Source organism: Streptomyces sp. NRRL F-5727, from assembly GCF_000719555.1.
Classification (GTDB): Bacteria; Actinomycetota; Actinomycetes; order Streptomycetales; family Streptomycetaceae; genus Streptomyces.
In genome coordinates this window covers 102062-121209 of sequence record NZ_JOGX01000010.1, presented here as the reverse complement: position 1 = coordinate 121209, position 19148 = coordinate 102062, and the positions used below count along the sequence as shown (strand labels likewise).

Below are 19148 nucleotides of genomic sequence, written 5' to 3'. Positions count from 1 at the left end.
ACGGGCCCTCAGAGCGCTAGGCCACGCCGCTCAAGGCCCCCTCGCGCGCGCCCGTGCCGCACGAGCCGCAGGCGGTGTTCCGCTCGTACTCCTCCGTCTGGACGCCGTACTCGATGGAGTCGAGGAGCAGCTTGGTGCCCAGGGACCTGGCCGGCAGGCCGAGGAGGAAGCGCAGGGTGTCGTTGACGGCGGCGGCCGAGACCATGGCGTTGAGGGGGCCGTAGCTCGGGGCCTGGTAGGCCTGGTTGTAGTCGGTGAAGTCGGTGGCCTCCAGGTCGCCGCCGTTGAACGAGGCCAGGCCGGTGTCGGCGAAGTGGCACTCCAGGCAGGCGGTGCGGCCGGGCACGACGAGCGGGCCGACGATGCCCATCGTGTCGAGGTAGCCGGCGCAGGTGTAGGGGACGCCGGTGCGGACCGACGCCTCGTTCAGCCAGCGGTGGACGTCCTGCGGGGTGTCGGCGGAGAGGATGACGAGGTCGCAGTCGGCGAAGTGCCGGACGGCGAAGTCGGGGCCGTCGAAGACGTCGTTGACGACGTCGACGCGGACCTCGGTGTTGCGTTCGGCGACGCGGCGGGCCAGCGCCTCGACCTTCGGGGTGCCGACGTCGCCCTCGGTGTAGAGGAACTGGCGGGTGAGGTTCGTGGTCTCCACGACGTCCGCGTCGGCGACCACCAGCCGGCCGACGCCCGCCGCGGCCAGCATCATCGCCACGTTGCTGCCGATGCCACCCGCGCCGATGAGGCCGACGGTGCTGTTCCGGATGACGGCCATCGGGTCGCCCTCGAAGCCCGCGACGCCGAAGTAGAGGCGGTGGCGGCTGTAGCGCTCCTCCCGGTCGACCCAGTGCGTGGTGAGCACGCCGGCGCAGCGGAGCTCGTGGAGCAGCTGCCCGGCCTCCTCGACGCCCAGGTCGGAGTGGGCGGTCACGGTGGCGAGCGCCTCCGCCTCGGGGACGGGCCGGGAGAAGGCGGACAGGACGTGCCGCAGGTAGTCGGGGGCGTCCTCGATGGCCAGCGCCGCGGGCGGCATGAGGCCGATCATGAGGTCCTTGCCCGGCTGCAGGACGGAGAGTCCCTGCCGCAGGTTGATCGAAGTCATCGGGTGCCTCCGTGGGCCGCCGCGGAGGCGGTCGCGTTCAGGGTGGACGGGGAGCGGGAGGTGGTCGGAGCGGGGGCGGCGGTCTCGGTACGGGGCGCCAGCAGCCGGCCGCCACCGAGGACGAGCAGGGCCGCGACGACCGAGAAGACGGTGAGGAAGACAGCCGCTCCGGGCGGTCCGGCCAGGGCGAGCACGGCGCTCACCACGGCGACGGAGACCGGCTGGACGGCGGATTCCAGGGACTGCACGGCGGTCATCGTCTGGCCCAGGTGCTCCGTCGGGACGCGCTCCTGGATGAGGTTGGAGCGGGAGACCGCGTAGACCATGCCGCAGAGGTTCACGACGAGCATCGCCGCCGTGGCACCGATCCAGGAGGGGACGGCGAAGAGGGCCGCGCCGAAGGCCATCCACAGGGCGGCCCGCCGCATCACGGGTTCCTTGGGCCGGTCGGCGAGGCGCTGGCAGATCAGGGTGCCGAGGAAGAGGCCGGCGCCCGCGGCGCTCGTCACGATGCCTGCCTCGGTGGGCCCGTCGCCGTACACGTCCCGTACGGCGAAGACGGCCAGCGTGCCGAGGGGCGCGTACACGACGGCCACGGCGGCGATCGAGCTCATGAACCGCCCGGCGCCCTCGGCCCTGCGGAACCAGGTGAGGCCTTCGAGGAGGCTCTTCCGGATCGGGGCGGTGGAGGCGTTCCCCGGCGTGGTCGGGACACCGATGGTGAGGACGACGGCGGCGATGGCCAGGAACGTGAGGCTGTCGAGCAGCATCAGCACGTCCGCCGAGGTGACCTGCAGCAGGAACCCGCCGGCGGCGGGGCCGAGTACCGAGGCGGACGTCCAGGCGCTGGCGAAGGCCGCGTTCACCTTGCTGCGGCGGTCTCCGTACACGCGGGGGATGGTGACGAAGGTGGCCGTGCGGGCGAACAGGTCGATGGTGTTCATCGCGTACGCGATGAGGCCGATCAGCCAGACGGCGGCGACGGACGCGCCGGCGGCGAGCGGGATCGTCAGGACGAGGACGGCCTGGAGGAGATAGGCCCACAGCATCATCGCGCGGGGCGACCGGCGGTCGGCGAGCACGCCGACGAGGGGTCCGGGAAACGCCTTGGGCAGCTGGGTGGCGAGGGCCACGCCGCCCATCGCGGCGAAGGAATGGGTCCGGTCGAAGACGAGGAGGGGAAGGACGATGTTGAAGACGCCGTTCCCGAAGGCGTTGACCCACATTCCGGCGAAATGGCGGCGGAATCTGGAGTCACGCCAGATGGATTTCACATCGGACGGTTCCGCGTTCTTCTTTTCCGTATGCACCATGGGCCGTTCCGCCTCCGGACGAACTCTGAACCTGGGGAGGGAAGCTGGGGGAAAGCTGGATGAAGCAGGGGCACTGCGGGGAGCCGCCGCTGCCGCGGGCCGGGAACCGGGGTCGCTCCCGGCCCGCGAGGCGACGACTACTAGTTGAAGGCGCGGCCGGAGACGGCGCGGGCGGCGACAACCTTGATGATCTTCAGCATGATGACTCCCTGAGTGATTTCGAGGTTTCCCGGGATTTCCTCCCGGTGTCGCCTCCGTTTGTTGGCGACGAGTTAATGATGTCCTGTGGCCGGAGCTCGCGGAAGCCCCTCCGGTTGGCAGCAATTGCACCCGGCAGGAAGCTGCCCGGAGGTGAAATCGGATAACACTGGAAAAGCCGTCCTGGAAACGCGAAAGCCCCCCGAGCGGAAGGCTCGGGGGGGCCGGCGGAGGGCGGGTAAGGCGCTCTGTGAACGCTCTGTCAGCGCTCTGTCGAGGTCTCCGTTCAGCGCTTCCGGAAGGGACGCAGGAGGCGTGCCGTGTGCCGTTCGGCACCCGGGTCGAGGACGAACAGCGGCAGGGCGTGGACGGCGTGATGCCAGAAGGAGATGCCCATCGTCGCCTTGATGGAGGCGTGGAAGGCGACGGAGGACAGCCCCACGGCACGGGGGTGCTTGCGCAGCGCGATCTGTGCGGCGGGGAAGAGGAGTTCGAAGGCGAGCGTGGCGGCACTGGCGGCGGCCGCCACGGTCATCGGCCGCCTGCTGAGCCACTTGCCCGCACGGTTGCCCAGCTCGGCCCAGCTGCCGCGCAGGGTACGGCCGTCGGCCCAGGCGGGCCCGCTCAGCAGCACCTTGGAGAGCCCCGACTGGAAGTAGAGGCAGCCGTAGTACAGCCGCATGGCGAGCAGCACGGCGGTGGCGACGTCGGGCGACGGTCCCCCGCCGTCCGCGCCGTCGCCCGTGCCGTCGTCCGCTCCCTCGCCGACGGCTTCGGCGAGACTGCCGCGCGAGTCGGTCAGGGAGAGCAGAAGCAGGTAGACGTTGAGGTTGGAGTTGTAGTTCCAGGCCCGCTGGTCGAACTGCGCGACATGCCGCTGCACGGCGGCGAACGAGGCATTGGCCGCGAACTTGAGGGCCTTGCTCTCGGCACCGAGCGTCCAGGCGGCCGTCGACACGAACGCGAGCCGTCGCAGGGCCTCGTACTGCTCGGCGCTCAGCCGCCCGGAGGGCCGGCCGTCCTGGCCCTCCTCCTTACGGCTCCACTCGTCGACGAGGGCGTCGCCGGGCGGGAGGTGCCAGAGGGTGTTCAGGATCGCCAGGCCGGTGGTGAGCCGGGCCAGTGCGAGGCGCTGACGCGCCCCGGTGATCTCAGGCAGCATGCCCCGCCTCCTCCTTCTTCCCTTCCTCGGTCTCTTCGACGAGGGGTTCGACGAACCGCCACAGGGGCGCCTCCGGCTGATCGGCCACGACGCCTTCGGGGTCGTACCGGTGCACGAGCTCGGCCGACGTCACCTCCGTGCGGTCGAAGGGCGAGCAGGTCCGGAAGTCGACCTCGACGAAGTACAGCTCCATCGCGACGAACCGCCGCCCGGCCCCCGCCGAGAACGACGCCTTCACCTCGTCCCAGGCCCGCCACCCGCGCCGGTTCAACCGCTCCAGTGCCTGTCGGCAGAACCGGTCCCGGACCTCCACGTCGTCCTGCGCGTGGAAGACCCGTTCCAGGACGGACACCACCCGGAAGAACTCCAGCGGCAGCAGCGACCACGGATCGGTGGGCCCGACGGCCTCGCCGTCGTCCGTGAAGAGCCGGACGCGCATCTGCAGCGCCTGGTCACGCTTGTGGTACGCGAACATGTTGAAGGTGCAGAACGGCCACCGGTTGGTGTTCAGGACCGTGTGCACCACCTGGCCGGCGAGATAGACGGACGTCCCCGTGAGGATCGCCCGACTCAGCAGCTTGGCCCGGGGTACTGGGGACACGTGCGCTCTCTTTCGACGGGACGCGTACGCCGCCCATGCCGGCGCACACTGCGGTCACCGTCGAGTCTCGACACCCACCCGCCCGCGCGGAACCCGCACCCGCTGGCATGAACCACCCCTGGCACCGTCCTGCCGGTCGCACGGACCACGGTGCAGCTCACGCGCCCCTGCGCACGTGCGCGCGCCGCCCTCCCCCTCCGTACGGTCCGGCCGATGGTGAACCGCCCGCGCACGCCGTGAGGGAGAGCTGACGAAGCCGACCGAAGAAGTGCTCCGGGCCCTGACCCAGCCGTCGGCCTCACCGACGAGGGTCATGGCATCGCGGACCACTACAAGTGGAATGGCCCGCCGGCACCACGGCCGAGGCCGACGCGATCATCTGGTGCACCGGCTTCCGCCCCGCCTCCGCCACCCTCATCGGCGTCGGCCGCCCCGCCCGCGACGCGGCCCGGAGCATCGCCGGGACCCGGTCCGGTGGGGGCCGGACCCGTCCCTGACGAGTCGGGGACGGGGCCGGCCGCACCCGGCTGATGCCGCGGAGGTTCAGGAGCTCAGGGGCTCCGGGTTCACTTCGTGCAGCGGACCGTGGCGTTCGACCAGTACATGTACTGGCTGATCTGCCGCGTGTACGGGATGCCGGACGGGAAGCACGTGTAGCGGGCGTAGCCGGCGAACGACGCCTTCACGTAAGCGTCGTTGTAGGCGGAGGACTCGGCCGTCCACGCGGTCGAGCCGGTGCCGAAGCCGGTGAAGTACTCGGTCGTGACGGCCGCCGTGCCGACCGCCACCGTGTCGGCCGCCGCCGGGTCGGCCGCGGCCGTGCCCACGCCGCCGAGGCCCGTCAGGCCGAGCACCGCGGCGAAGGCGAGAGCCAGACGTACTGAGGATCGCTTCATTCTCGTTCCGTCTCCCTGTTCTGGAGCGTGTCTCGCTCCGGAGGAGAAGCTAGCGACGCGCCGGGGCCGCGAGGGGCAGTCGGCCGGGAACTGCCCCTCGGGCCCTGGGCGGGCCGGCGCGGTGCCCCGCTCTCACCGCCCGGGCGTTCCGGCGGTCGCCGTGTGGAGGGTGCGGAAGCGGGTCGGGGCGGCCGGGTCGCGGTCGGCCACCTGGACGGGGGGCCAGGCCCACTGCTGGACGGGCGTGTCGGCGGGGCGGGTGAAGCGGATGGCGCCCCGGGTGCCCTCGACGGTCACGCGGGGCCAGGCCCCGGCGACGGCCGCGCGGTCCGTGCCGTGGGCGCGGAGGGTCTCCGCGAGGACGGTGATCGTGTCGTACCCCTCGAACGCCACGAACGAGGGGGCGGCGCCGAGCCGGGCGCGGAGGGCGGACTCCACGCGCGCGCCCAGCGGGGTGGGGCGTACGGGGAGGTAGCGGAGGAACGGGATCGCGGCGCCGGCCTCGCCGAGGAGGGACTCCCAGGCAGGGAACTCCGGCTGGCCGGCCGGCGCGCCGATGAGGACGTGGGCCAGGCGGGGGTCCCGGCGGGCCGCCCGGACGATCGGGACCGCCGGGTCCGGGAAGCCGGTCAGGAGCAGAAGGGCCGTCACGTCCCGGGAGCCGGTGGCCAGTTCGTCGCAGAGCGCCTCGGGGGGCAGGGTGCGCGCGTCGAGTTCGGTGACGGTGCCGCCGCGGGGGGCCAGGTGGTCGCGGAGGACGCGGGTGCCGGCCGCCCAGTAGAGGCTCGGTTCGGCGGCGACCGCGACGCGGGTGTGGCCGGCGGCGAGGAGGAAGTCGGCGTAGACGCGCCAGCCGTGGGACTGCGCCGGGGCCAGCCGCGCGACCCGGTCCGTCGGCCGCTCGGTCAGCGCGTCGAGGACCGCCGAGGAGCAGAGGAACGGCAGGCCGAGGGCGTCGGCCCGGGCGGCCGCCGCGCGGGCGGCGACGCTGTGGTACTCGCCGGCCAGGGCGGTCACGCCGAGCCCGGCCAGGTCGTCCACGGCCGCCTCGGCCCGGTGCGGGTCGGCGGCGGTGTCCCTGACCAGGAGTTCCAGCGGCCGGCCGTCGATCCCGCCGCCGGCGTTGGCCTCCCGCGCGGCCAGTTCGAGGCCGGCGAGCAGATGCCGGCCGGCCTCGGTCCAGCCGGGGCGGGTGAGCGGGGCGAGGGCGCCGATCCGGACGGGGGGTGGGGGCGTCGTGCTCATGGACGGGCGTCTCCCGCGGGGTGGTTCGTACGGTTCCACCCCATTCTTCGTACGGGAGGGGGCGCCCGGCCCGGTCCGACGCGCCGGGGCCCGTCAGGGAGGTCGGGCGTCCGGCTCTGTCTGTCCGGCGCGCCGGGACCCGTCGGGGGGCGGGCGTCCGGCTCTGTCTGTCCGACGCGCCGGGGCCCGTCAGGGGTCGGGCGTCCGGCTCTGCCCGTCCGACGCGCCGGGGCCCGTCAGGAGGCCGACGGCTCCGCGGTCGCGTCGCGGACGCCGAGGCGGAGGTGCTCCACGTGGTAGAGCGCCTGGTCGAGGAGTTCGGCGACGTGGTTGTCGTACAGGGCGTAGACGATCGAGCGGCCGTGACGTTCGCCGGTGACCAGTCCGAGGTTGCGCAGCAGGCGCAACTGGTGGGAGCAGGCGGAGGGTTCCATGCCGACGGCCTCGGCGAGGTCGCCGACCGAGCAGGGGCCTTCCTGCAGCCTGGCGAGGATGTACAGGCGGGAGGGGGTGGCGAGGGCCTGGAGCGTGGCGGCGACGTCCGCGGTGCCGACGGCGTCGAGCCGTTCGCGGGGGGTCGCGCCGGTGACGGTGTCGATTCCGTGGCCCATGCGCCCATCATACGGATGACACATGAATAGGTGTTCAGGTGTTCCGGTATGGTGAGGGGGTCGATGCCGCCTGCCCGCGAAGGGTCGCTCCGCCATGCCTTCTTCCCTGGACCAGCGCGACCAGCGTCGCGACCCGAGCGACCCCCGCGACCCGCGCGGGCCGCGGGGCGACCGGGACGCGCCACACCCGGACGCCCGGCGGCCCGCGCGCCCCGACGCCGCGCCGCCCTCCCGCACCCGCACCCGTGCCCTCGCGCTTCCCGAGGTGCGCTGGGCGCTGGCCTCGCTCGCGCTCTTCCTCCTCGCCCTCACCCCCTACCTCCTGGACGGTCCCGCGTGGCTGTGGGGGACGCTCTTCGCCGCCGCCTACGCCACCGGCGGCTGGGAGCCCGGCTGGGAGGGGCTGAAGGCGCTCCGGGAGCGGACCCTCGACGTGGACCTGCTGATGGTCGTCGCCGCGCTCGGCGCCGCCGCGCTCGGCCAGGTCCTCGACGGCGCGCTGCTCATCGTCATCTTCGCGACCTCCGGCGCCCTGGAGGCGGTCGCGACCGCCCGGACCGCGGACTCGGTGCGCGGACTGCTCGACCTCGCGCCCGCCACCGCGACCCGGCTGCTCCCCGACGGCTCCGAGGAGACCGTCGAGGCGGAGGCGCTCGCGGTCGGCGACACCGTCCTCGTCCGGCCCGGGGAGCGGATCGGCGCGGACGGGCGGGTCGTCGGCGGGGCGAGCGAGGTCGACCAGGCCACGATCACCGGCGAGCCGCTGCCGGTGGTCAAGGAGGCGGGCGACGAGGTGTTCGCCGGGACCGTCAACGGCACCGGCGCCCTGCGCGTACGGGTCGGGCGCGACCCCTCGGACTCGGTGATCGCCCGGATCGTGCGGATGGTCGAGGAGGCGTCCCGGACCAAGGCGCCGACCCAGCTGTTCATCGAGAAGGTCGAGCAGCGGTACTCGGTGTCGATGGTCCTCGCGACCCTCGCCGTCTTCGGCGTCCCGCTCGCCTTCGGCGACGACCTGACCTCCGCCCTCCTCCGCGCGATGACCTTCATGATCGTCGCCTCGCCGTGCGCGGTGGTGCTCTCCACCATGCCGCCGCTGCTCTCCGCCATCGCCAACGCCGGCCGGCACGGCGTCCTCGCCAAGTCCGCCGTCGTCATGGAGCGCCTCGGACAGGTCGACGCCGTGGCCCTCGACAAGACGGGCACCCTCACCGAGGGCACACCGCGCCTCACCGACGTGCGCCCGCTGGCCGGCGCCGGCCTCGACGCCGACGCCCTGCTCCGGCTCACCGCCTCGGCCGAGCACGAGAGCGAGCACCCGCTGGCCCGGGCCGTCGTCGGCGCGGCGCGGGAGCGCGGTCTCGCCCTGGCCGCCGCGGAGGGCTTCACCGCCGCGCCCGGGCGGGGCGTCACCGCCACCGTCGAGGGCCGACGGATCGAGGTCGGCTCCCCGGCGAGGCTGCTCACCGGGGGTGCCGGCGGTGAGCACGCGCGCGTGGTGCGGGAGTTGGAGGAGGCGGGGCGGACGGCGGTGGCCGTGCTGCGCGACGGGGAGCCCGTGGGCGTCCTCGGCGTCGCCGACCGGCTCCGCCCCGACGCCGCCGCGACCGTCGCCGCCCTCACCCGGCTGACGGGCCGCGCCCCGGCCCTGTTGACCGGCGACAACGAGCGGGCCGCGCGGCAGGTGGCCGAGCGCGTCGGCATCACCGACGTACGCGCCGGGCTGCTGCCCGAGGAGAAGGTGGCGGCCGTACGGGCCTGGGAGGCGGAGGGGCGCCGGGTGCTGGTCGTCGGCGACGGGGTCAACGACGCGCCGGCGCTGGCCGCCGCGCACTGCGGGGTCGCGATGGGCCGGGCCGGTTCCGACCTCGCCCTGGAGACGGCCGACGCGGTGGTCGTACGCGACGAACTGGCCGCCGTCCCCGCGGTCGTCGCGCTCTCCCGCACCGCGCACCGGCTGGTCGTGCAGAACCTGGTGATCGCGGGCGTCTTCATCGCCGTGCTGGTCGCCTGGGACCTGATCGGCACGCTCCCGCTGCCGCTCGGCGTCGCCGGTCACGAGGGCTCCACGGTCCTCGTCGGCCTCAACGGCCTCCGCCTGCTGCGGTCGGCGGCCTGGCCGCGCCCCGCGGCACGCTGACGGCGGGCGCCCGGTCCGAGCGGGCACGGGTGGGCACCGACCCGGGGGACGGCGGACGCCGACCCCCGGTAAGGCCGCCCGGACCGGGAGTTCGAAGGAACGAGCCCCTGGTACGCCTGCGCGGACCGGGAGTTCGTGAGTACGCCCCCCGACACACTTGCTCTGGCCGGGAGTTGGGGGGTGCGGAGGACAGTCGGGTCAGATGCCCATGCCGATGCCGCCGCCCACCGGGAGCACCGCCCCGGTGATGTAGCCGGCGTCCTCGGAGGCGAGGAAGCGGACGGCGGCGGCGACCTCGCGGTCGGTGCCGGGGCGGCCGACCGGGGTCATCCGCATGGTGTCCCGCATGCGCCGGTCGCTGAGGTCCTTCGTCATGTCCGTCTCGATGATGCCGGGCGCCACCAGGTTGACCGTGATGCCCCGGGGGCCGAGCTCCCAGGCCAGCGAGCGGGCGAAGCCGAGCAGGGCGGTCTTGGTGGCCGCGTAGTTGGTCTGGCCGGGCGAGCCGAGGAAGCCGAGCGCGGAGGAGAGGAGCACGATCCGGCCGCGCCGCTCGGCCAGCATCACCGAGGCCGCCGCCCGCACCGTACGGAACACGCCCCGCAGGTTCGTGTCGAGCACCTCGTCGAAGGTGTCGTCGTCCATGCGCAGCAGCAGCGTGTCACGGGTGATGCCGGCGTTGGCGACGAGCACCTCGACGGGGCCCTGCTCGCGGGCGACCGTCTCGAACGCCTCGTCGACGGAGCTCTGGTCGGTGACCTCGCAGCGCACCCCGAGGAAGCCCTCGGGGACGTCGCCGCCGCGGTGGCCGACGGCCACCCGGTCGCCGTCGGCGGCCATCATGCGGGCCACCGCGAGTCCGATGCCCCGGTTGGCTCCGGTGATGAACACTGATCGTGACACGGCTGTCCGGCCGTCCTTTCCTGGTACGTGCGGTGCGGTGAGGTGAGGTGGGATGAGGCGGGGGTGGCGGTTCAGCGGTCCGGCGCCTGGACGACCAGGCAGGACCAGGTGAAGCCGGCGCCCGCGCTGAAGACCAGCGCCGCCTCCCCCGGCGCGAGCGCCCGCTCGCGCATCAGGTCGGCGATGCCGGCGACGGCGTCGCCGGCGCCGAGGTGCCCGGTGGCCAGGCCGTACTCCAGCGGTTCCGCGGAGGTGTGTTCGGCGAGCACGGCCCGCCAGGAGTCGCGCAGGGTCTTGCGGCCGAAGCGGGGCAGGACCGCGTAGCGCAGCCGCAGGTCGTACGGGTGCATGCCGGCGTCGACGAGGGCTTCGCCGACGACCGTGCGGATGCCGCGCAGATTGGCGGCGACGAAGCCCTCGTTGCCGTGCTCCCGCAGGTAGGCGCGTTTGGTGACGCGCATGTCGACGCGGTCGCGGACGCCGCGCGGGACCGGCGCGAAGGGGTCGGCGCCGCGGTGCATCTCCTCCAGTTCGGGCGCGGCGGTGCTGGCCACCGAGAGGAGCAGCAGCGGGTCCTCGTCGGCGGCGGGCGCGGTGAGCACGAGGGCCGTGCCGCCGTCCCCGTACGCCACGCCGTAGTCGCTGGCCCAGCGGTCGAAGCCGGGGGCGACGAAGCGGTCGGCGGTGGTGACGAGGGCGCGGCGGGACCGCGGCGAGCCGGTGGTCCGGGCGGCGGTGAGATAGGCCGAGGCGAGCTGGACGGCGCTGCTGCCGCCGTTGCACACCTGCTGGATGCCGATGGGCAGGGCGCGTTCGGCCCCGATGCGGTGGGCGACGTAGTGGGCGGGCGACCACAGGTCGTGGCCCTGGTAGTACATGCTCGCGTGGAAGGTCAGGTCGAGTTCCTTGGGCTCGATCCCGGCCGCGTCCAGGACGTCGGACGCGGCGGAGACGGCCATGTCGGGGGCCGACTCGTCGAGGGCCGCGGGGACGGCCGTGTGGCCGAGGTCCTGTGCGTGGCGCCGGGTCAGCCGGCCCTCCACGACCGCGTCCTCGACCTGGTCCCGTCCGCGCGGAAGCCACAGCGCGGCGGCCGAAATACCGACCGGTTCCGCCAGCTTCATCTCCGCTCCGCCTTTCCTGAGGGATTCGCTGGAGGAGTATGCCGGGCCGATATAGAAGCGCCGTGGAAGTTGCTCGTAAATCCCCCTCCCGGATCAGCGTCCATGCAGGTGGGGAGGGGTGCGTACCTCCTTAGAGACACAGTCCGCTACCACTATCGAAACCTTGCCCGAAGGCGTTCACGGCGACTTTCATTCCTCACGGCAGAAGAAACCCGAAGCGCCGGACCCCGGAATTCCGGGGTCGCCGGAATTCCGGTGGTGCCGGAATGCCCCGCGGGGGCGGACCGGCCGCGGCGACCAGTGCGAAGGGGAAAAGACATGGCCGGCACTCAGCTTCCCGAGGACGTCCGGGCGGGCATCCGCGAGATCGTCGCCGAGGTGCTGGAGGTGGACGCCTCCGACCTCACCGAGGACAGCAGCTTCGTGAACGACTTCGACGCCGACTCGCTGCTGGTGATCGAGATCATCTCCCGCTTCGAGCGCGACCTGCACATCAGGATCCCGAAGGACGAGCTCGCCGAGCTGGACACCCTGCCGGAGGCGTACGAGCTCGTGGGCAAGCACTACGCCGCGGGGGTCGTGGGTGCCTAGTCAGCCCACCGCGTCCCGCTCCTCCCGCCGGGTCGTCGTCACCGGTCTCGGCGCCGTGAGCAGCCTCGGGCTCGGTGCCCGGGAGCTGGTCGACGCCGTCCGGTACGGGCGGCACGGCATCGGGCCCGCCGAGCAGTTCGACGTGACGGGCTTCGAACACACCCTGGCCGGAGAGGTCCGCGGCTTCCGGCCCGGGGCCCATCTGCGGCGTACCGCCCCGGAACGCTGGGGCCGCAGCGGGCAGTTCGCGGCCGTCGCCGCCCGGTTCGCCGCCGAGGACGCCGGCCTGGGCGAGGAGAGCCTGGCCGGCCACCGGGGCGTCAGCGTCTTCGGCACGACCAACGGCGAGTCCCAGGAGGTCGAGCGGGTCGTCGCCCAGTCGGTCGACCGGGGGCCCGGCAGCGTGGACCCGGCCCTCCTCGGCCGCACCTCGCCGGGGAACATCGCCGGGGCGGCCGCCGCCGAACTGGGGCTCACCGGCGAGACCATGACCTTCGGCACCGCGTGCGCGGCCGGCAACTACGCCGTCGGCTACGCCTTCGACCTGATCGCCTCCGGCGAGGCCGACCTGGCCGTCTGCGGCGGCGCCGACGCCTCCAACCGCGCGACCCACGCCGGCTTCCACGCCCTCGGCGCCCTCGCCGAGGACGTGCCGCGCCCCTTCGACGAGCACCGCGACGGGATCGTCACGGCCGAGGGCGGCGCCGCGCTGGTCCTCGAACCGCTCGACGGGGCGGTCGCCCGCGGCGCCCGGATCTACGCCGAGGTCCTCGGCCACGGCATGACCTGCGACGCCCGGCACATGACCAACCCGTACGCCGGCACGATCGCCGCCTGTGTGCGCGCCGCGCACGAGCGGGCCGGGATCACGCCCGCCGACGTGGACTACATCTGCGCCCACGGCACCGGGACCCGGGCCAACGACATCACCGAGGTCACCGCCGTGCGGGAGGTGTTCGGCGACGACCTGCCGCCGATCTCCTCCGTCAAGTCGATGCTCGGCCACACCATGGGCGCGGCCGCCGCCTTCGGGGCCCTGGTGTCCTGCGCGGCGCTGCACGACGGGTTCCTGCCGCCGACCGCGACGGTGCGGACGGTGGACCCGGAGCTCGGAGCGGTGGACGTGGTGCCCGGCGTCGGCCGGGCCGAGAGCCCCCGGATCGTGCAGAACCACGGATTCGCCTTCGGCGGCAACAACGCCGTCGTGCTCTTCGGGAAGGCCGGGACATGACCACCCTCGCAGTCACCGGACCGACGGACGCGGCGACCGGCGCGGCAGCCGCGGTGGCGGCCGGCGCGGCGCCGCTCCCCGGGGCCGTCCCCCTCGACATCGTCGGCGCCGGCGTGTTCAGCGCGGCGGGCCCCGGTCTGGCCGCCCTCGCCGGTCCGGGCGTGGCGAGCGCCGGGGCGGCGCCGGACGCGGACGGCTCCTGGCCGCCGCTGCCGGTCCTCGGCGTCACCGGCTTCGACGCGGAGGCCGTCCTCGGCCGGAAGGGGCTGCGGGGGCTGTCCCGCACCGACCGGCTGGCGATGGCCGCCTGTCTGGCGGCCGCCACGGCCGCCCCCGCCGACGCCGGGGAGCGGACCGGGATCGTGCTCGGCACCGACGTCGGCAGCACCGCCGCGCAGGCGGACTTCTTCCGCGACACGTTCACGCGGGAACGGCCGTACCTGGTCAACCCCTCGGCGTTCCCGGGCACGCTGATGAACTCGGCGGCCGGCCGGACCGCGATCCGGCTGGGCCTCACCGGGCTGAACGCGACGGTGTCGGGCGGCGCGCTCGCCTCCCTGCACGCCCTGCGGTACGCCCGGAACGCGCTGGTCAACGGGCACGCCGACCGGCTGCTCGTGGGCGGCGTCGAGGAGGCGTCCGCCGCGGGCGCCTGGGCCTGGCACCGCGCCGGCGCGCTCCGGCCCGGGGCCGCGCTCGGCGAGGGCTGCGCGGTCCTCGTCCTGCGGGACGGGACGCGCGGCGGCACGGACGGGCACGCCGGGGGCGGGGAGCCGCTCGGGCGGCTGCTCGCCTGCGAGACCGGTTACGCCGATCCCGTGGCCGAGGGCCCGCTCGGGGTGGCGGGGCGGCTCGCGGAGTGCGTCCGTACGGCGCTGCTGCGCAGCGGTCTCACCGGCGACGACGAGCGTCCGCTCGTCGTTCCCGGCGCGGGGGCCCGGCGCGGCTGGGCGGCGGTGGAACTCCGCGCGCTGCGCGAGGTGTTCGGGCCGCTGTCGGCCTCCCGGGTGCTGCGCGTCGACGGCGCCCTCGGCGAGACGCACGCGGCGTCCGGCGCGCTCCGGCTGGCGGCCGTGCTCGCCCGCTGGCAGGCCGGCGCCGGCGACGAGCGGGCCGCCGTGCTGACCGCCGTCGGCCAGGACGGCTCGGTCGGCGCGGCCGTCGTCACCCGGCCGGCGCACAGCTGACCCGCCGCCCGGCCCCTCACCGTCCCGTCCCCTCACCACCTGTCCGCTCGATGTCCGCTCACTGTCCGCCCCCTCGCACCGAAACGACTGGAGATTCCGACGTGAAGAGCAGCTCCCTCCTCGACCCGCAGGGCGGGGAGGCCGCGGAGGCCGAGGAGCGGCCCGCGCTCAGCTACGAGCAGACCGTGCCGCGCGGCCTGGTCCACCGGTGGTCGCTGTCCGAGGTCTTCCTGACCGGTTCACGCGGCCTGGACGAGCGGCGCTTCGAGGCCGCCGCCCAACTGCCGCTGTCACACGCCTACTTCCGGGACCACGTGGGGCGCGGCGAGCACCATGACGTGCTGCTGGTGCTGGAGGCGTGCCGGCAGTCCGTGACCTGCGCCGCCCATCTCCACCAGGGCGTCCCGGCCGCGACGACCTTCATGGTGACGGCGTGGTCCCTGGAGATCACCGACCCGGAGGCACTGGCCTGCGGCACCCGGCCGGGCGAGCTGGCCATCGCCGGCGACGTCACCGGCCGGCACGAACGCGGCGGGCGGCTGCGGCGGCTGGAGTTCGCGATGGACCTGGCCCTCGACGGCCGGCCGCTGGGCCGGCTCACCATGGACGTCCGGTCCACGCCGACGGACCAGTACCACGACCTGCGGTACATGCAGCGGGGCGGCGAGGTGCCGACCGCGTTCGGGCTGCCCGCCGAGCCGGCCGGCGAGCCGGTCGCGCCCGCCGCGGTCGGCCGGCTGGACCCGGTGAACGCCGTCCTCGACGACGTACGGACGGCGGACGGGGCCGTGACGGCCGCGCTCAGCCCCCGCAGCTTCCGCAACCGCAGCATGTACGACCACCCCTACGACCACGTCCCGGCGATGGTGTTCAGCGAGGCGGCCCGGCAGTGCGGGCTGCTCCTCGCGGACGGCGCCGCCGGTCCGGCGCGGGTGGTGCGCCTGGACGGCTCCTTCGACCGGTTCGCCGAACTCGACCGGCCCGTACGGCTGTCGGCCGCGGCCGCGCCGGAACACGGCGCCGGCTCCTGGCTGATGCGGGCGGAGCAGGACGGCCAGACCGTCGCGTCCGTCTCGCTCACCCTCGCCTGACCGTCCCGCCGGCCCCGCCCCGGCTCTCCCTGAACCCCTCCCCCCTGAAAGGCACTTCCATGGCTCAGCCCTCCATGATCTGGTTCGACTTCGGCGGCGTCCTGTCCCCGCCGCTGGAGCGCATCTACGAGGCGTACGAGGTCAAGACCGGGATCACGCCGTCCCAGCTCAAGGCCGCCATCAAGGGCGTGGCCGACGAACTCGGCATGCCCACCATGGCGCCCGTCGAGATCGGCGCGCTCACCGAGCCCGAGTGGGGCACCCGGCTGGCGCGGGTGCTGGCCGCCCAGAACCCCGGCATCGACCTCTCCCGGGCCCGGCTGCAGACCTTCGGCGAGCAGTGGTTCGACGGCGTGGTCGCCAACCCGGTGATGGTCCGCGCCTACCTGCACCTGCAGGAGAACGGCTTCCGCACCGGCGTCCTCTCCAACAACGTCGTCGAGTGGGGCCCGTACTGGAAGGCGATCATCGCGCCGGTCGGCGAGGTCGACGTCCTCATCGACTCCTCGGACGTCGGCTGCCGCAAGCCCGACGCGGAGATCTTCGAGATCGCCGCGAAGGCCGCCGGTGTCGCCCCGGCCGACTGCCTCCTCATCGACGACGTCGAGGAGAACCTCGTCGCGGCCCGCGCCCAGGGCTGGCAGACGGTGCTGTTCCGCGACGACGAGCAGACGCTGGCCGACCTGCGGTCCGTGACGGGCCTGGCCGGCCTGTCCGGCCTGCTGTGACCCCCATCCGCCCGGACGGCCGAAGGAGCCTGACATGACCACCTCGCTGGAAGCGGTGGAGGAGCGCGAGGACGGCGTCACCGTCGCCGACGTCCCCCACCTCGACCCCCTGCCGCCGTACGTCCCGGTCCCCGAGCGCTCGGCCGGCGGCCTGCCGCAGGTGAAGCTGCCGAGCGGGCACCACGTGGTGCACCTGACCCGGTACGCCGACGTGCACAAGGTGCTGACCGACTCGACCTTCGGCCGCGCCGAGACCAACGTCGAGGGCGGGCCGACGTTCTTCCCGACCACGCTGCCGCCCGAGATGCTGATCAACCTGGACGGCCCGGACCACTCGCGGATGCGGCGGTTCGTGACGGCGGACTACAGCGCCAACGCGGTGGCCCGGCTGGCCCCGTTCCTCGACGAGCTCGTCACCCGGCGCTTCGCCGACCTGCGGGCCCAGGAGCGCCCCGACCTGTACACGGCGGTGCTCGACCCGATCCCGATCGAGGTGACCTGCCGCTTCCTCGGCATCCCGGAGGAGGACGTGGCGTACTTCCGCCCGCACTCCCCCACCATCCAGAAGGCGCTGCACGACGACGTGCCGGGCCTGATGGAGGAGTTCTTCACCTCGTACGGTTATGTCACCGACCTGGTGACGGGGAAGCGGCCGGTGGTGCCCGGCGGGCTGATCGAGCGGTTCCTCGCCACCCGGGACGAGGCGGAGCCCCCGCTGGAGGACAAGGAGCTGGTCGGGCTGGTCTTCGCCGCGCTGGTGGCGATCGACCAGAACGTGCTGTCGGTGCTCTCGAAGGCGGCCCTGGTGCTGCTGAGCGCGCCCTCGCTGTGGCAGCGGGCGGTGGCGGACCCGGACGTGGTGCCGCAGCTGGTCGAGGAGGTGATCCGGCTGGTCCCGCTGGGCACCATGTCGACCTTCCCGCGGGTCGCGCACCGCGAGGTGGTGACCAGCGAGGGGACGATCCTGCCGGGCGACGTCGTCTACGCGGACGCGTTCGCCGCCAACCGGGACCCGTCGGTGTACGAGCGTCCGCTGGTCATCGACCCGGACCGCAAGGGCAAGCGGCACCTCCAGTTCGGCTACGGCATGCACCACTGCCTGGGCGCCGCCCTGGCCCGGCTGGAGATCGGCGGGATCCTGACCCGGCTGGTCCGCGAGTTCCCGGGGCTGACCCTCGACGCCGACCCGGCCGCGCTGCCGTGGGACGAGGGCGCGCTGCTGCGCCGGCCCGTCTCGCTGCCGGTGCGCTGGTAGCTCCGCGCGCGCTTCCTCGGGCGGTGCCCCGGCCTGGCCGGGGCACCGCCCGGCATGTTCCTTTGGACGTACTCCCGATGTCTCCTGGGCGGTAGAGGCATGGAGTTCCCGCCGGCGGTCTCGTTAGCGTCGGAAGGCGCCTCCGGAAGGGCTTCGGAGCGGGCGCGGAGCGGATTCGGGGGCGCGGGGGCATGACGGAGAACGGGACCGGAACGGTACGGTTCGGCGTCCTCGGCGCCCTGCGCCTGTCGGTGGGCGACCGGGAGTTCACGCTCCGCGGGCCGAAGCTGCGGAAGGTGTTCGCGCTCCTCGCCGTCCGGGCGGACGAGCTGGTGAGCCTCGACGACCTGGTCGCCGAGCTGTGGGCGGGCGCTCCGCCGGGCAGCGCCGTCATGACGGCCCGGACGCACGTGTACCACCTGCGGAAGTGGTTCGCCTCGCTGCCGGTCGAGGAGGAGCTGAGGCCCCGGCTCGCCGGCCGCCCGCACGGCTACCTCCTGGAAACCCCGGCGGGCGGTGTGGACGCCGGTCTGTTCCGGGCGGCGCATCTGCGCGGCGGCCGGCTGCTCGCCGAGGGGCGGGTGGAGGAGGCGGCCCGCGAGTTACGCGGCGCCCTCGCGCTGTGGCGCGGGCCGGTCCTGTCCGACGTACCGCCGGGTCCGGTCCTGGAGCCGCTGGCCGCCGGGCTGACGGCGCTGCGGGAGCAGGCGCTGGAGGCCCGCCTGGAGGCGGACCTGCGGCGCGGCCGGCACCGGGAGATCGTGGACGAGCTGCGGGCCCTGGTCGCGCGCCATCCGTTCGACGAGTGGCGGCACGCGCGGCTGATCAGCGCGCTGCACGGCTCGGGCCGGCGGGCCGAGGCGCTCGCCGCGTACGAGGAGCTGCGCGTCCTGCTGCGGCGGGAGCTCGGGATGGAGCCGTCCCGGGAGGTCCTGCTGCTGCGGGACCGGCTGCTCAGCGGCGCGGAGCCGGCGACCGGAAGCCCGGCGCGGCCGTGATCCAGGAACTGTTCCCGGCGCCGGTGGCGGCCTTCGACGGCGTCCGGCTGCCCGAGGAGATCCGGCTCCTCCCCGGGGAGGAGGCCGCGGCGGCCGGCATGTCGGCGGTGCGGCGGGCCCGCTTCGCCGCGGTCCGCGACTGTGCCCGCCGGGGCATGCGCCGGCTCGGGGAGCCGCCCGCGGCCGTCCCGCGCGGGCCGCGCGGCGCGCCGCTGTGGCCCGCCGGTCTGACCGGCAGCATGACCCACACGCGCGGCTACCACGCGGCCGCGGTCGCCCGCTCCGGCGAGGTGCTGTCGCTCGGGGTGGACGCCGAACCGGACGAGCCGCTGCGGCACCCGGGGATGCTGCCCCGGGTGTCGCTGGCCGCGGAGCGGGCCTGGGTGGCGCGGCTGGCCGCCGAGCGGCCCGGGGTGAGCTGGGACCGGCTGCTGTTCAGCGCCAAGGAGTGCGTCTACAAGGCGTGTTCGCCGGTCTTCGGCGAACTGGGCTTCGCGGACGCGCTGATCACGGTGGACGCGGCGGCGGGCACCTTCCGGGCCCGGGTCGCCGCGCCGGGGCGCGGCCGCCGGTGCCCGGTGGTCAGCGGCCGGTGGCTCGCCCGGGACGGGCTGCTCGTGACGGCGCTGGTGCTGTGGCGTCCGGCCCGGGGTCCGACCCGGCCGGAGGGGCCGGCGGGTTGTCCGCCAGCAGCTCCAGCAGGCCCGGGAAGCGGGCCTCCAGGTCCTCCCTGCGCAGGTGCGCCTTGCGGCTGTTGCCCCGGTTGACCTGCTGC

At 74.3% G+C, this 19148-nt stretch carries 18 protein-coding genes and 1 pseudogene; 10 read left to right on the top strand and 9 right to left on the bottom strand.

The window, feature by feature from the left end:
• Window positions 1-16: 16 nt before the first annotated feature.
• From IF73_RS0110675 to IF73_RS0110660, 4 genes are all read right to left on the bottom strand, one after another.
• Window positions 17-1099 (bottom strand): HesA/MoeB/ThiF family protein, encoded by a 1083-nt coding sequence (locus IF73_RS0110675; RefSeq protein ID WP_051716661.1) that lies wholly within the window; start codon window positions 1097-1099, stop codon window positions 17-19.
• Window positions 1096-2412 (bottom strand): MFS transporter, encoded by a 1317-nt coding sequence (locus IF73_RS0110670; protein ID WP_078868007.1) that lies wholly within the window; start codon window positions 2410-2412, stop codon window positions 1096-1098. The genes IF73_RS0110675 and IF73_RS0110670 overlap by 4 nt, the downstream gene beginning before the upstream one ends.
• Before the next feature lie 484 nt (window positions 2413-2896).
• Window positions 2897-3772 carry a hypothetical protein gene (locus IF73_RS0110665; protein ID WP_031005998.1) on the bottom strand — a complete coding sequence of 292 codons (876 nt, stop codon included), beginning with the start codon at window positions 3770-3772 and terminating at the stop codon, window positions 2897-2899.
• Window positions 3762-4373: a hypothetical protein gene (locus IF73_RS0110660; protein WP_031005996.1), complete on the bottom strand. Its 612-nt coding sequence runs from the start codon at window positions 4371-4373 to the stop codon at window positions 3762-3764. The genes IF73_RS0110665 and IF73_RS0110660 overlap by 11 nt, the downstream gene beginning before the upstream one ends.
• A 335-nt stretch (window positions 4374-4708) precedes the next feature.
• Here IF73_RS0110660 and IF73_RS40365 point away from each other — a divergent pair.
• Window positions 4709-4870 (top strand): annotated as a pseudogene (locus tag IF73_RS40365) (pyridine nucleotide-disulfide oxidoreductase); the annotation flags it as partial.
• A gap of 69 nt (window positions 4871-4939) precedes the next feature.
• Here the strand turns inward: IF73_RS40365 and IF73_RS40945 are convergent.
• The 3 genes from IF73_RS40945 to IF73_RS0110640 all read right to left on the bottom strand — a co-directional run bounded on the left by IF73_RS40945 (window position 4940) and on the right by IF73_RS0110640 (window position 7125).
• Entirely contained in the window at window positions 4940-5269 is a 330-nt protein-coding gene (locus tag IF73_RS40945; protein WP_031005994.1) for a hypothetical protein, read from the bottom strand.
• Window positions 5270-5401: 132 nt separating this feature from the next.
• Window positions 5402-6514 carry an ABC transporter substrate-binding protein gene (locus tag IF73_RS0110645; protein WP_031005991.1) on the bottom strand — a complete coding sequence of 371 codons (1113 nt, stop codon included), beginning with the start codon at window positions 6512-6514 and terminating at the stop codon, window positions 5402-5404.
• A gap of 236 nt (window positions 6515-6750) precedes the next feature.
• Window positions 6751-7125, bottom strand: a complete 375-nt coding sequence (locus IF73_RS0110640; protein ID WP_031005989.1) for an ArsR/SmtB family transcription factor — start codon at window positions 7123-7125, stop codon at window positions 6751-6753.
• A gap of 94 nt (window positions 7126-7219) precedes the next feature.
• On the opposite strand from IF73_RS0110640, the gene IF73_RS0110635 reads away from it, so the two are divergent.
• Window positions 7220-9265, top strand: coding sequence for a heavy metal translocating P-type ATPase (locus IF73_RS0110635; RefSeq protein WP_078868006.1), 2046 nt, complete (start codon window positions 7220-7222; stop codon window positions 9263-9265).
• A 198-nt stretch (window positions 9266-9463) separates the two neighbouring features.
• On the opposite strand, the gene IF73_RS0110630 is transcribed toward IF73_RS0110635, so the two are convergent.
• Together IF73_RS0110630 and IF73_RS0110625 are read right to left on the bottom strand one after the other, a co-directional pair.
• The gene (locus IF73_RS0110630; protein WP_031005986.1) at window positions 9464-10168 is read right to left on the bottom strand and encodes an SDR family oxidoreductase; all 705 of its coding nucleotides are present in this window, start codon (window positions 10166-10168) and stop codon (window positions 9464-9466) included.
• A 71-nt stretch (window positions 10169-10239) separates the two neighbouring features.
• Window positions 10240-11292: a ketoacyl-ACP synthase III family protein gene (locus IF73_RS0110625; protein ID WP_031005985.1), complete on the bottom strand. Its 1053-nt coding sequence runs from the start codon at window positions 11290-11292 to the stop codon at window positions 10240-10242.
• A gap of 318 nt (window positions 11293-11610) precedes the next feature.
• Here IF73_RS0110625 and IF73_RS0110620 point away from each other — a divergent pair, with 318 nt between their 5' ends.
• The 8 genes from IF73_RS0110620 to IF73_RS39455 all read left to right on the top strand — a co-directional run bounded on the left by IF73_RS0110620 (window position 11611) and on the right by IF73_RS39455 (window position 19140).
• On the top strand, window positions 11611-11883 hold the full coding sequence (locus tag IF73_RS0110620) for an acyl carrier protein (RefSeq protein ID WP_031005983.1): 273 nt from the start codon (window positions 11611-11613) through the stop codon (window positions 11881-11883).
• Entirely contained in the window at window positions 11876-13114 is a 1239-nt protein-coding gene (locus IF73_RS0110615; RefSeq protein ID WP_051716659.1) for a beta-ketoacyl-[acyl-carrier-protein] synthase family protein, read from the top strand. Before IF73_RS0110620 ends, IF73_RS0110615 begins: the two co-directional genes overlap by 8 nt.
• Complete coding sequence (locus IF73_RS37575) at window positions 13111-14301, top strand: beta-ketoacyl synthase N-terminal-like domain-containing protein (RefSeq protein ID WP_037878810.1); 1191 nt, start codon at window positions 13111-13113, stop codon at window positions 14299-14301. Before IF73_RS0110615 ends, IF73_RS37575 begins: the two co-directional genes overlap by 4 nt.
• A gap of 101 nt (window positions 14302-14402) precedes the next feature.
• The gene (locus tag IF73_RS0110605) at window positions 14403-15392 is read left to right on the top strand and encodes an AfsA-related hotdog domain-containing protein (RefSeq protein ID WP_051716658.1); all 990 of its coding nucleotides are present in this window, start codon (window positions 14403-14405) and stop codon (window positions 15390-15392) included.
• A 59-nt stretch (window positions 15393-15451) separates the two neighbouring features.
• Complete coding sequence (locus tag IF73_RS0110600) at window positions 15452-16120, top strand: HAD-IA family hydrolase (RefSeq protein ID WP_031005976.1); 669 nt, start codon at window positions 15452-15454, stop codon at window positions 16118-16120.
• 34 nt (window positions 16121-16154) lie between these two features.
• On the top strand, window positions 16155-17375 hold the full coding sequence (locus IF73_RS0110595; protein WP_031005974.1) for a cytochrome P450: 1221 nt from the start codon (window positions 16155-16157) through the stop codon (window positions 17373-17375).
• A gap of 191 nt (window positions 17376-17566) precedes the next feature.
• On the top strand, window positions 17567-18373 hold the full coding sequence (locus tag IF73_RS0110590) for an AfsR/SARP family transcriptional regulator (RefSeq protein ID WP_031005972.1): 807 nt from the start codon (window positions 17567-17569) through the stop codon (window positions 18371-18373).
• Window positions 18370-19140, top strand: a complete 771-nt coding sequence (locus tag IF73_RS39455) for a 4'-phosphopantetheinyl transferase family protein (protein ID WP_158821971.1) — start codon at window positions 18370-18372, stop codon at window positions 19138-19140. The genes IF73_RS0110590 and IF73_RS39455 overlap by 4 nt, the downstream gene beginning before the upstream one ends.
• Window positions 19141-19148 lie beyond the last annotated feature (8 nt).

Coding starts and splice junctions, on each gene's coding strand:
- IF73_RS0110675 (WP_051716661.1), bottom strand. CDS start 1,099: ATGACTTCGATCAACCTGCGGCAGGGACTCTCCGTCCTGCAGCCGGGC.
- IF73_RS0110670 (WP_078868007.1), bottom strand. CDS start 2,412: ATGGTGCATACGGAAAAGAAGAACGCGGAACCGTCCGATGTGAAATCC.
- IF73_RS0110665 (WP_031005998.1), bottom strand. CDS start 3,772: ATGCTGCCTGAGATCACCGGGGCGCGTCAGCGCCTCGCACTGGCCCGG.
- IF73_RS40945 (WP_031005994.1), bottom strand. CDS start 5,269: ATGAAGCGATCCTCAGTACGTCTGGCTCTCGCCTTCGCCGCGGTGCTC.
- IF73_RS0110645 (WP_031005991.1), bottom strand. CDS start 6,514: ATGAGCACGACGCCCCCACCCCCCGTCCGGATCGGCGCCCTCGCCCCG.
- IF73_RS0110640 (WP_031005989.1), bottom strand. CDS start 7,125: ATGGGCCACGGAATCGACACCGTCACCGGCGCGACCCCCCGCGAACGG.
- IF73_RS0110635 (WP_078868006.1), top strand. CDS start 7,220: ATGCCTTCTTCCCTGGACCAGCGCGACCAGCGTCGCGACCCGAGCGAC.
- IF73_RS0110625 (WP_031005985.1), bottom strand. CDS start 11,292: ATGAAGCTGGCGGAACCGGTCGGTATTTCGGCCGCCGCGCTGTGGCTT.
- IF73_RS0110620 (WP_031005983.1), top strand. CDS start 11,611: ATGGCCGGCACTCAGCTTCCCGAGGACGTCCGGGCGGGCATCCGCGAG.
- IF73_RS37575 (WP_037878810.1), top strand. CDS start 13,111: ATGACCACCCTCGCAGTCACCGGACCGACGGACGCGGCGACCGGCGCG.
- IF73_RS0110600 (WP_031005976.1), top strand. CDS start 15,452: ATGGCTCAGCCCTCCATGATCTGGTTCGACTTCGGCGGCGTCCTGTCC.
- IF73_RS0110595 (WP_031005974.1), top strand. CDS start 16,155: ATGACCACCTCGCTGGAAGCGGTGGAGGAGCGCGAGGACGGCGTCACC.
- IF73_RS0110590 (WP_031005972.1), top strand. CDS start 17,567: ATGACGGAGAACGGGACCGGAACGGTACGGTTCGGCGTCCTCGGCGCC.